The organism is Citrobacter sp. wls613, from assembly GCF_005281195.1.
Lineage (GTDB): Bacteria > Pseudomonadota > Gammaproteobacteria > Enterobacterales > Enterobacteriaceae > Citrobacter > Citrobacter gillenii.
In genome coordinates this window covers 94,556-106,677 of sequence record NZ_SZXN01000056.1, presented here as the reverse complement: position 1 = coordinate 106,677, position 12,122 = coordinate 94,556, and the positions used below count along the sequence as shown (strand labels likewise).

Here is a 12,122-nt window from a genome sequence, read left to right as displayed (position 1 = left end):
CCTGTATTTGCTCTGTATTCAACATCTTTTGCTTAACCGTTAGCTAAGCAAAAGACGCGGAAAAGACCATCCCTTTGCAGGGATGGTCGGGTAAGTATTATTTGCGTTGATAATCGATAGACAGTCCGTAACCCTGCACGCCATCGTTGCCAAGGGTAACACCACCGCTTTCGCCGTTGTCGAAGGCACTCTTCGCTTCGGCATTGGTAACTGGAACCACCAGATCGGTGTTGTTATAGGTACCGCTGACAAGACCGCCCGCCGCGCCCAGTTGCTTACTGTTGCCGGTAAATTTCCAGCGGTAGTTGTAATCGCTGGTAACGTCTTCACCGGTATCGTAGGTGCCGTTACTGTTTTTATCTTTCCACAGCAGAACTTTATAGGTGGTATTGGTTTTAAGTGTAGTCGCCGTACCCAACAGGTTAGTCGTCGAACCTGACTCGTAAACCACCACTTTCACGTTTTCATCAACCACTGGACCTTCCGGAATATCATCATCGTCCGCACCGCCGCCCGCGTTGGTAGAAAGGTCACCGAGCAGCAGTACGGTGGCAGCGTTGGGATCCCCGGTGGTGGTGGTTGGTGTCATTTTGATACCGAGATAATAGTCGGCATCATCGGCCTGAATGGTGTAGCTATCCTGCCCAGTTGTTCCGCTAATCTCTGCCGCATCCGAACCATCCTGGTTCTTAGAACGCACCCAAACCATTGTCGCTTTGGTGGCGGTATTGTTGGCGTCAAGGTCACCTTCCGTATCGCCAATCGCCCAGTTGAGCGTCACCTTATCGCCCACGTGGAACTGCTTGTCACCTTCGCTGATGACCGTACGACTAGCGCGTTCGACAGTGACCGTCACATGATCTTTGTCGGTATCTGTAGTTTTATCTGCCGCGCGAGTGATCCACGGTACAGTCCCCTGAATCGTCCCCGTGCTGTCGGAAACAATCTGCCATTGTCCACTCTTAAGATTGCCATTTGCCGCCATAGCCGGAACGGAACAATATCCTGCGACTACCAGTGCCAGAGCGACCTTAGTTAGTCGACGTTTTACGATTTGCTGCATTAAGACTCTCCTTTTCTTTATGTTTCAGCGATTGGCCGCTCAGCCACTACGCTGTGCTATTTCTGGCTATACGAAACCCGTATGCCGTATCCCTGAACGCCATCCTGGACATTCGCGCCAAATTTCTGCGCGGCCTCTTTGTTGGTTGCAGGAAGAACTAGATCTTCATTGGTGGTATTTGACTCGGCGCCGGTATGCCCATGCGTGCTCTGCCCAGTGAACTCCCACTGGTAGTCATACTGCGCCATTTCTTCTTCCGTCAGCTGCTCTGACATCTGGAATACGCTATCGCTGTTGGCATCACGTCAAAGCGCGAAGCGGTAGGTATTATTGAGCGTGGGGTGTTGTTGTTCTTTGCCCATCAAATTGACCGGCTGTGCGGCTTTTACTTGATAGATGATACCGCTGACACCACCGGAGTCACTTCCCAGAAAGGTAACGTCAACATAGTTACTGTCGCCATAAACATCCGTATTTGCTTTCCAGCGGTAGGTTCCAGGCAACGTACTCGACAACGTAACCGTACCCGCCGTTTTGTCTCGATTAGCGATAAATACACAGGGGTTTTCTACAGTACACGCCGTCGTCGACAGCGCGACTTTTTTATCATTGCTGTCGTACAGCTCAGGGGTCATTACGTCATCAACCAGCTCGTTGCCATTACGGTCGGTGGTATCACCATTCGAATCGGTTAACAGCACGTCCAGCACCACGCCATCAGCACCATCAGCCTGTGCACTGGCAGCGTGGCTGTGATCGGTACGATCAGCATCAGCGATATTATCGACAACCAGCTCAATCCGGCGGTCCTGCTGCACGGTAATTTCCGCAATGCCCGAGTTCTGTTTGTTCCCCTTATCATCTTCCAGGGTGATGCGGACTTTCCAGGTATTCAACGTCGTGCGTTCTTCTTCTGTGCTGGCATTGATCCACGCTGGTAGCACCAAATTCCAGCGGTTATTGTTACCTTCTGTGAGCATGTTCGCTTTTACCACCGGCATCACCAGCGTGCGGTTGGCGTTGTTTTTCGCCTGCCATGAGGCTGTAATAATTTTATAGCGATGGTTAATGAGCGCGTTGATCGTCCATTTACATTTCTCCAGGCCAATACCGGCTTCCGGTTTGTCCTGAATGACACATTCTGGGTTTTCGTTGGTTTCATCGGCTTTCAGCCACAGAGTGACATCCAGCGGATCCTTTTCGCGGTATTCCAGAACGATAAAGTTATTACGATCGACAAAATCGGTGCGGCTTTCAGCCAACGAGTGCTGGGTTTTCACATTTTCGGGATCAAGCTGTGCTGCCAGCGGAGTACCAAACTGGTAGGTCATTGATGCCGTTACGCTTAAGTCAGTATTGTCTCCCGTACCAGCCTTATAATCTGCCGCCAGCGTAAGTAAAGGAACCGGTGTGTAACTCATTCCAACGGTCACAGCGTGCGGATTTTTTTGCAGGTTATCTGTCCCGAACAGCGCGACCTCATCACCATAATACTGCTCATAAATCAGTTTGCCGCCAAGCTGCGGATAGAATGGTAGCCACGCCTCTGTCCGCACGTCCCAGCCTTGAGCCGGACGTTCTTCGTAAAACTCAAAATCTTCGGAATCTTTCCAGTCCGACAGAGGATGGTAATAGTTTCCGGAAAAACGCAGAAAATCGGTCCACGCCTCGCCACCTAAACCCAGACGGCGGTGACCACGCGTAAAATCGTAGTCATAAAACACGTTGCTCCCCAGCAACCACGCCCCTACATTCTGACGCACGCCGAACCCCACGTTACCAATGGTACGATCTTCTTTTCGCTGGGCTGAAAACTGACTAAAAAACAATGTGCTTTGGGTATCGTACCAGGGAACAAAATAATCCAGCGAACTACCTTCCAGATCCCCCCCTTCACCAATTGCCAGGTTGGTACGCACTTTGCCATAGGGCGACATTAATGATTCAATTCCAGATTGTGCAGACGAAGTCATTTGCCCCTGAAAATAGCTACGGGCCTGAGATTCAAGCGCTTCTGGTGTTAGATTATCAAACCCTTGCGTGGCAGAATTAATAAAATAGTCAGCGCTTTTTTCTGTATATGATTTTCCGAGATTCTCTTGTTCTTTTTTTTGCGCTGAGTCACTGGCTAAATCAGGTAATGAGGTTTCACTCACTTTTTCAGCTACTGGAGATACACTGGTGCCTGAGGCTGAAACAACGCCACCATAAAGTAACACGAGTATGAGAATGCGCATCCATTGCGCCATACGACAACCATCCTTGAGTTTATCGCAATAACTAAAATATAATATTGTTTTATATCGAGAAATTCACTCCGGCTTACAATGTAAATATCAATTCATTACGCGAATGAATATATAAACATTCTAAATATTGCCTACTATCGATAATATCAGACATAAAAATAAGTAGGCAAATTAGAAACTCTAAATTTACTTTTAATTATTATTAATGAAAAATTCGACGCGTTTCTTCGAAATAAGTCCATGCCCATGCGGACAAAAGTAGTCCACAGCACCGCAGGCTTTTAATATCTGGAGTTGCTGATGACACTCCGGACAACGCGCTTCAAGCTGAATATCTTTATGACAGTTTTCGCAGTGCGCCGCTCCGTTTTGTGGCTCTACTGGTGTATGACAATCCGGGCAAGTAACCGACATGATAACTCCTTGAGATAATTTTCACTGTCTGGATTTTAACACGATTCACCGAATGAATGAGACCGACGCCGATGCGGACACCTCAAATGGTGCAAAGATGCGGTAGTGATAAACAGGGGATGGTGTGGTATGGGCTGGATTGCCGGGGCATAACGCCACCCCGGCGAAATGGAGGGATTACTTCGCGTTAGCTGCCGGTTTAGTCTGGGTATTTTCCAGCATACGGCGGATCGGAACAATGAGGACGATCAGGACCGCGGCGCAGATAAGCAGCGCAATGGAGCAACGCGCAAACAGGTCTGGCAGCATATCCAACTGGTCAGCCTTCACGTGACCACCAATCAGGCCTGCGGCCAGGTTACCCAGCGCGCTTGCACAGAACCACAGCCCCATCATCTGACCACGCATTCTTTCTGGCGCCAGCAGCGTCATGGTCGCCAGACCAATTGGGCTCAGGCACAGTTCGCCGAGCGTCAGCATCAGGATACTGCCCACCAGCCAGAATGGAGAAACGCCCGCGCCGCCATTTGTCAGCACATCCTGCGCTGCAAGCATCATTATGCCAAAGCCTGCCGCCGCACAGAGAATGCCGATAACAAACTTGGTGATACTGCTTGGGCGAATGTTCATGCTCGCAAGTTTAGGCCACGCCCAGCTGAATACCGGCGCCAGCAGAATGATAAACAGGGCGTTAATCGACTGGAACCACACGGCCGGGATTTCAAAGTCCCCGATCATACGGTTAGTGTAGTCGTTGGCAAACAGGTTAAACGAAGTCGGTTTCTGCTCAAACGCAGACCAGAAGAACGCCGCAGAAACCAGCAAGATAAAGCAGACCAGCAGTCTCGCGCGCTCTTTACGGTTCAGGCCCGCAAAGACAAACAGGTAGATGAAGTAACAGGCGACGGATGCCGCAATCACGTACACCAGCATGCTGGCTACCGCAACCGGGTTAATCACAATCACACCCTGCGCAATCAGCGTAACAACGACGGCCACACCTGCAGCCAGCGCGAGTAACCACGCACCGACACCGTTTTTCTTCGCTACCGGGTTGTTCCAGGTGGAGTCCAGCCCCACTTCGCTATCGTAACGTTTCATCGCCGGTACGGCAAAGATACGGAAGATAATCAAAGCTACCAGCATCCCGATACCGCCAATACCAAAACCCCAGTGCCAGCCATGCGTTTTAATCAGCCAACCGGAGATCAACGGTGCTATGAACGAACCGATGTTGATGCCCATATAGAACAGCGAGAAACCGCCGTCACGGCGCGCATCGCCTTTTTTATAAAGCGTACCGACCATGACTGAAATACAGGTCTTAAACAGACCAGAACCCAGCACGATGAACATCAGGCCGATAAAGAACAGGTTGTTACCCATGATGGCAGAGAGCGCAATCGACAGGTGGCCGAGCGCAATCAGAATAGAGCCATACCACACCGCTTTCTGCTGGCCGAGCCAGTTATCCGCCAGCCAGCCCCCCGGCAGTGCAGCGAGATACATGGTACCGGCAAAGATACCGACAATCGCAGAGGCATTTTCACGCGCCAGCCCCATTCCACCGTCATAAACGGTGGCCGCCATAAATAAGATCAGTAACGGACGGATGCCGTAAAACGAAAAACGCTCCCACATCTCCGTGAAAAATAGCGAGCCTAGCGGATAGGGATGGCCGAAGAACGTTCGGCTTTCTTGTGGTTGAGTAGACGGTTGCATAATTCTCCTGAAAAGATATGTGTTGTGCGAGTAAACACCACGCTGTACGCCGGCCAGTTATGTATCTGGTCGATTTTTTTACAGGTAGCGAAAAGTTAATTAGCCATTTGAGGGTCTGGAGCCAGTTTTGTCTAGTACCAACCCCTGCACTTTAAGATGAAAATTCGACAATTGTCTACTTTATTAGATTTAAACTTGGTCAAAAAAGAATAGTCATTGACATTGTACAGACACACAGGACTATAAACAGACGAAAAAAACCCGCGACAAGCGCGGGTTTTCATAATCAGCAAGGGTTACTTACTTTTTTTAATATGTTGAATCAAACGCTTACGCTTGCGCATTTGTGTTGGCGTCAACGTATTACGCTTATTCGCATACGGGTTTTCCCCTTCTTTGAACTGAATACGGATCGGCGTACCCATCACTTCCAGCGACTTACGGAAGTAGTTCATAAGATAACGTTTGTAGGAATCAGGCAGGTCTTTAACCTGGTTGCCGTGAATCACCACAATTGGTGGGTTATAGCCACCAGCATGCGCATATTTCAACTTCACACGACGACCGCGCACCAGCGGCGGCTGGTGATCTTCTGTCGCCATGGTCATGATGCGGGTCAGCATCGCGGTACTGACGCGGCGGGTTGAGCTGTCATACGCTTCACGCACTGACTCAAACAGATTACCCACACCACTGCCGTGCAGCGCAGAGATAAAGTGCACGCGGGCAAAATCGATAAAGCCCAGACGGAAGTCCAGCGTCTCTTTAACCTGCTCTTTCACTTCCTGGGTCAGGCCGTCCCACTTGTTGACGACGATGACAAGTGAGCGCCCACTATTGAGAATAAAGCCCAGTAGCGACAGATCCTGATCGGAAATACCTTCGCGGGCATCAATCACCAGCATCACCACGTTGGCGTCTTCAATCGCCTGCAGCGTCTTGATAACGGAGAATTTTTCTACCGCTTCGGTAATTTTTCCGCGCTTACGCACGCCTGCAGTGTCGATCAGCACATATTCGCGCCCATCACGTTCCATCGGGATATAAATACTGTCACGCGTGGTTCCCGGCATATCGTAAACCACCACGCGGTCTTCGCCGAGAATACGGTTAGTGAGTGTGGACTTACCGACGTTCGGACGCCCGACAATCGCCAGTTTGATTGGCAGATCCTGCGGATTGAAGTCGTCTTCAGGCTCTTCTTCACCGTTTTCTTCGGCTTCCAGCTTCGCCCAGTATTCCGCGTCTTCATCCACTTCTTCCTGCGGCGCTACGTCATCCATCCACGGCAGCAGAACGTGCTCCAGCAGGCTGAGAACACCACGACCGTGAGAAGCTGCGATCGGGTGAATTTCACCTAACCCCAGCGAATAAAAATCAACCACCGCCTGATCCGGATCGAGTCCGTCAGTTTTGTTGGCGACCAGGAAAGTCGGTTTTTGGCGCGAACGCAGATGTTTGGCGATGGCTTCATCTGCCGGCATCAGGCCAGCACGCGCATCAACCATGAACAGCACAACATCCGCTTCTTCGATGGCTAGCAGCGACTGTGCAGCCATGCGGGTTTCGACCCCGTCTTCGGTGCCATCAATACCGCCGGTATCAACACAGATAAACTCGCGTCCTTCAATCTCAGCACGACCGTACTTACGGTCACGAGTCAGACCCGGGAAATCCGCAACCAGCGCATCTCGGGTGCGAGTTAGACGGTTAAATAACGTGGATTTGCCAACGTTAGGGCGCCCGACAAGCGCGACCACAGGTACCATGTTTAAAGCCTCATTTAAAAAATCATCAGACAACGGACGTATTTTTACGCCATTGTTAAAAACAGGAAAACGGCCCCTGCACCAGGAGCCGTTTTTCAAAGCGAGCGGCAGGACGATTAACGCGTAATGGAATACAGCGTACCGTCTTTCGCCTGGATCAGCAGTTTACCATCAGCCGATACTGGCTCGGTCAGGAAACCGGAGCTGTCGACTTTCTGCTGGGCCACAAAGCGGCCATCATCAATGTTAATCCAGTGCAGATAGCCTTCGCTATCGCCAACAACCAGATTGCCATTATACAGCGCCGGAGACGTCAGCAGACGGTGAAGCAGATCGCTCTGCGTCCACAGCGTTACGCCGCCGTCAGTGGTTAACGCCAGCACGCGGTCATTCTGATCTACCAGATAGATACGGTTGCCATCGACGATGAAATCATTCACCGAGCCGAGTTCACGTTTCCACATAACCTGGCCGCTGCGCAGATCCAGCGCCGTCAGGTTACCATTATAAGCCAGGGCGTACACAACGCCATTAACGATAACCGGCGTGGTGTCAACATCACTCAGACGATCGATTTCTGTTGGACCGGTCGCCTGAGAAATACGTTGCTGCCAAATCATCTGGCCCTGTTGCATCAGCACGGCGCTCACGCGACCGTTATCACCGCCGACAATCGCCGCACCAAAAGCGCTAGCCGGGGCTGATTCGCCGCGTAACGAAAGCGATGGCATATCCAGGTTGACGGTCCATTTGACGGCACCGTCAGCTTCGTTTAACGCCTGCAGTTGACCGTTGCTGGTGTGAATCAATACCACACCATCACTCACCACCGGGCGAGACAGCGCTTCACCGGCAACACGAGTCTGCCAGGCAATAGTACCGTCGCTGGTATTAAGCGCATAAACCTGGGCTTTTTCGCTGCCGATATAGACGTGACCACCGGAAACCGTCACACCACCAGAAAGCTGTGCAGAGACTCTAGAGAACCAGCCGTCTTTTTCCGCCAGATTGACGGACCAGACTTCTTTGCCATCATCCGCGTTCAGAGCTTTAACGACGCCTGTACGATCCGCCGCATAGACAACGTTATCTGCCAGCGCAGGATGAAGATTGGAATAGAAATCACCAATACCGTTACCTACAGACGTGCTCCAGGCTGTAGACGGAGTAAACTGGTTTTCAACCACCGGTAATGGGGACATCTTAACGACATCTTCTTCGCCACCAAACAGTGAACAGCCGCTTAATAGGGTAACGGAAAGCAGCCCTGGCAGAAGTAATTTACGCAATTGCATCGGGTCCCTCTCAGATGGACAAATTATTGATTTTCATCTGCATCATTTCGCTCAGAGCAGGAGAGGCTTCGCTTTTTACACCCGCTTCCCATGCGCTACGCGCGCCTTGTTTATCGCCTTTGCTCAGCAACGCTTCGCCACGCAGATCGGCGACAATGGCCGCCCACCCTTCACCTTTAATGGTGTCGAGCGTTTTCAGCGCGGTATCCGCTTGTTTAAGCTGAACTTGCACACGCGCAAGACGCAGATTAATCACCGCTTTGAGATTCTCATCGCTGGTCGCCGCCAGTCCTTGTTGCAACTGGGTAGCGGCTTTCTCAAGTTCGTTTTGATCAACAAACTGCTGCGCCAGTTCCATCGACGCTAACGCGCCGTAGGTATTTTTGTTCTCTGCGGCAAATTTCTCTGCGGCAGGAATGCTGTCCTGCTTACCCGCACTGACCGCAGTCACTGTATTTTGATACGCCAGAGAAGCAGAGCGTGTGGACTCCGTCTGATGGCTGGTCCAGTAACGCCAGCCAACCAGTGCGCCAACCCCTAAAATAACCCCAACCACCAGCGCTTTGCCATTTTCGGCAAAGAAGCGTTTTACCGCATCAACCTGGTCGTTTTCGTTCTCGTAAATTTCCACGCTGTCCTTCTCCTTAGCAAGTCAAAGTGCGCAAATGCGCGGCAACGCTATCCTGCGCTACTGCCGTTTGCTCACCAGTGCGCAAATCCTTCACTACAACAGTACCGTCAGCCACTTCGGACTCACCCAGTACCAGTGCAACGCGAGCGCCCCACTTATCGGCGCGAGCAAACTGTTTCTTAAAGTTGCCGCCACCGTGGTTTGTCATCAGTTTTACGCCCGGAACTTCATCGCGCAGACGTTCAGCCAGCGCCATTGCCGCCGACTGCGTATCTGTACCTGAAGCGATCAGGTATATATCGACAACAGGAGAAGCAATAAATTCCGGATTAACTGCCTGAACTAACAAAACAAGTCGTTCCAGACCCATCGCGAAGCCAACCGCTGGCGTAGCACGACCGCCAAGTTGCTCGACCAGACCGTCATAACGACCGCCCGCACACACGGTACCCTGCGAGCCCAGGCTGCTGGTGACCCACTCAAATACGGTACGGTTGTAGTAGTCGAGACCACGAACCAGTCGTTGGTTAACGGTGTAAGCAATACCTGCTGACTCCAGCAGCGTACACAGACCGGCGAAATGCGCGCGTGAATCCTCATCCAGGTAGTCGCCCAGCGCCGGAGCGTCGTTGAGCAGCGCCTGCACTTCCGGATTTTTGGAATCGAGTACACGTAACGGGTTGGTATACATGCGACGCTTGCAGTCTTCGTCCAGTTTGTCTTTATGCTGTTCCAGGTACGCCACCAATGCATCTCGGTAGTTAGCACGGGCTTCCAGAGAACCGATGGAGTTCAGTTCAAGGCTAACATGCTGAGAAATACCCAGTGCACGCCACCAGCGAGCGGTCAGCATAATCAGCTCAGCATCAATGTCCGGGCCTTGCAGGCCAAACACTTCGACACCCAGCTGATGGAATTGGCGATAGCGACCTTTTTGCGGGCGCTCGTGGCGGAACATCGGTCCGATATACCACAAACGCTGTTCCTGATTGTACAGGAGACCATGTTCGATGCCGGCACGTACGCAGCCAGCCGTTCCTTCAGGACGCAAAGTCAGGCTATCGCCATTACGGTCCTCAAAGGTGTACATCTCTTTTTCAACCACGTCGGTCACTTCACCGATCGCGCGTTTGAATAACGGGGTCTGCTCTACAATCGGCAAGCGGATTTCACTGTAACCGTAGCTGCCGAGCACGTTTTTAAGAGTGCCTTCAATGCGCTGCCAGATGGCGGTTTCGCCAGGCAGATAATCGTTCATGCCGCGAATGGCTTGAATGTTTTTTGCCACGTTTATTCTCTTTATGGATATAAAAATGAACCCTCAGCGCTAACCCGAACAATGCGGGCGCCATGCGGGTTCAATCATACACGGGAAGCACGCCGCTTCCCATCACGTTGTTATTTTTCAACCTGCTGCACGTCAATTCGACGCGCTTCGTCCAGGATGCTGGCTTTGGCACGAATACGGGCTTCTAGCTGGGTAATCATATCGTCGTTATCGATACGATCCTTACGTACACCGTCTTCATACAGGCCGCTTTTCTTGTTGCCACCCGTCACGCCGAGCGTGGAAACCAACGCTTCACCAGGACCGTTTACCACACAGCCGATGATCGAAACGTCCATTGGCGTGATGATGTCTTCCAGACGTTGCTCCAGCGCGTTAACCGTGCCGATGACGTCAAACTCCTGACGAGAACAGGTTGGGCAGGCGATAAAGTTGATCCCACGCGCGCGAATGCGCAGCGATTTCAGAATATCGAAGCCTACTTTGATCTCTTCTACCGGATCGGCCGCCAGAGAAACGCGCAGCGTATCGCCGATCCCTTCTGACAACAGCAAACCCAGGCCAATCGCGGACTTCACCGATCCGCTGCGTGCGCCACCGGCTTCGGTGATCCCCAGATGCAGCGGCTGATCGATCTGTTTGGCTAACAGACGATAAGATTCAACGGCAAGGAACACATCAGAGGCTTTAACGCTCACTTTGAACTGGTCGAAGTTCAGACGATCGAGATGATCCACATGACGCATAGCTGATTCCAGCAGCGCCTGCGGCGTGGGTTCGCCGTATTTTTCCTGCAGATCTTTTTCCAGCGATCCGGCGTTAACGCCGATGCGGATAGGAATGTTGTTATCGCGAGCGCAGTCCACCACCATGCGAATACGCTCTTCATTACCGATATTGCCTGGGTTGATACGCAGACAGTCGACGCCGTATTCCGCTACTTTCAGCGCGATACGGTAGTCAAAGTGAATATCGGCAACCAGCGGGACTGTGACTTGCTGTTTGATAAGCTTGAACGCTTCTGCAGCATCCATTGTCGGTACAGAGACTCGGACAATGTCAGCCCCAACGCGTTCCAGCGCTTTGATTTGATTGACCGTCGCCGCCACATCCGTTGTCCGCGTATTGGTCATAGACTGTACGGCGATGGGCGCGCCATCACCAATCGGCACATTCCCAACGTAAATGCGTGTCGATTTTCTACGTTGAATTGGAGCCTGATTATGCATTAAAAAATCTCCCGCATTGCCGTCTGTTACTGAGCCGCTGGTTGTTCGGCATTTACGGTCAGACGCGCAACCTGGTTAGTTCTGATAAAACGACTCAGGTCGACAGGTTTACCCTGGAACTGAATCTGCACTGCTGCCGGTGCACCAATTTTCAGTTTGTACGGTGCCTGGCCGACAAGATTTAACGTGCCATCTTTACGCTGCATACCGCTAAACAGTTTTTTACCGGTCGCATCACTGACTTCCAGCCAGCAGTCGGCGGTAAAATTCATCACCAGCGCGTTAGGATCGGCGGCAAGTGTTGTCACACCCGCTTGATCGGTCGGCAAAGGTGCCGCCGTAGCCGGTGAGGTTGGCGCCGTTGTCGCTGTATCTACGTTGGCCTGAGACGGTGCCACTACCGCATTCTGTTGCGCATCTGCAGCAGCTGCTGGCACTGTGGCAGCGTCAGGTGCTGACGCT

Annotated in this window: 9 protein-coding genes and 1 pseudogene; all 10 read right to left on the bottom strand. The window is 51.7% G+C overall.

Annotation, left to right across the window (positions count from 1 at the left end; all coding sequences use genetic code 11):
* Nucleotides 1-97: 97 nt before the first annotated feature.
* Nucleotides 98-1,063: a SinI family autotransporter-associated protein gene (locus tag FDX01_RS10645; protein WP_137399753.1), complete on the bottom strand. Its 966-nt coding sequence runs from the start codon at nt 1,061-1,063 to the stop codon at nt 98-100.
* A gap of 56 nt (nt 1,064-1,119) precedes the next feature.
* A pseudogene (gene sinH, locus FDX01_RS10640) lies at nt 1,120-3,312 on the bottom strand (intimin-like inverse autotransporter SinH).
* Between the two features lie 192 nt (nt 3,313-3,504).
* Nucleotides 3,505-3,726, bottom strand: coding sequence for a zinc ribbon domain-containing protein (locus FDX01_RS10635; RefSeq protein WP_115257789.1), 222 nt, complete (start codon nt 3,724-3,726; stop codon nt 3,505-3,507).
* 177 nt (nt 3,727-3,903) lie between these two features.
* Nucleotides 3,904-5,448: a peptide MFS transporter gene (locus FDX01_RS10630; protein ID WP_115257788.1), complete on the bottom strand. Its 1,545-nt coding sequence runs from the start codon at nt 5,446-5,448 to the stop codon at nt 3,904-3,906.
* Nucleotides 5,449-5,744: 296 nt separating this feature from the next.
* Nucleotides 5,745-7,217, bottom strand: coding sequence for a ribosome biogenesis GTPase Der (der, locus tag FDX01_RS10625; RefSeq protein ID WP_115257787.1), 1,473 nt, complete (start codon nt 7,215-7,217; stop codon nt 5,745-5,747).
* Nucleotides 7,218-7,333: 116 nt separating this feature from the next.
* On the bottom strand, nt 7,334-8,512 hold the full coding sequence (gene bamB, locus FDX01_RS10620; protein WP_096756176.1) for an outer membrane protein assembly factor BamB: 1,179 nt from the start codon (nt 8,510-8,512) through the stop codon (nt 7,334-7,336).
* A 10-nt stretch (nt 8,513-8,522) separates the two neighbouring features.
* Nucleotides 8,523-9,143: a YfgM family protein gene (locus FDX01_RS10615; protein ID WP_096756175.1), complete on the bottom strand. Its 621-nt coding sequence runs from the start codon at nt 9,141-9,143 to the stop codon at nt 8,523-8,525.
* A gap of 13 nt (nt 9,144-9,156) precedes the next feature.
* Complete coding sequence (gene hisS, locus FDX01_RS10610) at nt 9,157-10,431, bottom strand: histidine--tRNA ligase (RefSeq protein WP_096756174.1); 1,275 nt, start codon at nt 10,429-10,431, stop codon at nt 9,157-9,159.
* Nucleotides 10,432-10,541: 110 nt separating this feature from the next.
* Nucleotides 10,542-11,660, bottom strand: a complete 1,119-nt coding sequence (ispG, locus tag FDX01_RS10605) for a flavodoxin-dependent (E)-4-hydroxy-3-methylbut-2-enyl-diphosphate synthase (protein WP_096756173.1) — start codon at nt 11,658-11,660, stop codon at nt 10,542-10,544.
* 26 nt (nt 11,661-11,686) lie between these two features.
* The coding region (gene rodZ, locus FDX01_RS23735; RefSeq protein ID WP_249360942.1) for a cytoskeleton protein RodZ at nt 11,687-12,122 on the bottom strand (436 nt) is incomplete at its 5' end.

What these genes read in the sequence shown, in the direction of transcription:
- ispG (WP_096756173.1), bottom strand. Translation starts at nt 11,660, where the DNA reads ATGCATAATCAGGCTCCAATTCAACGTAGAAAATCGACACGCATTTAC.
- FDX01_RS10635 (WP_115257789.1), bottom strand. Translation starts at nt 3,726, where the DNA reads ATGTCGGTTACTTGCCCGGATTGTCATACACCAGTAGAGCCACAAAAC.
- bamB (WP_096756176.1), bottom strand. Translation starts at nt 8,512, where the DNA reads ATGCAATTGCGTAAATTACTTCTGCCAGGGCTGCTTTCCGTTACCCTA.
- FDX01_RS10645 (WP_137399753.1), bottom strand. Translation starts at nt 1,063, where the DNA reads ATGCAGCAAATCGTAAAACGTCGACTAACTAAGGTCGCTCTGGCACTG.
- FDX01_RS10630 (WP_115257788.1), bottom strand. Translation starts at nt 5,448, where the DNA reads ATGCAACCGTCTACTCAACCACAAGAAAGCCGAACGTTCTTCGGCCAT.
- der (WP_115257787.1), bottom strand. Translation starts at nt 7,217, where the DNA reads ATGGTACCTGTGGTCGCGCTTGTCGGGCGCCCTAACGTTGGCAAATCC.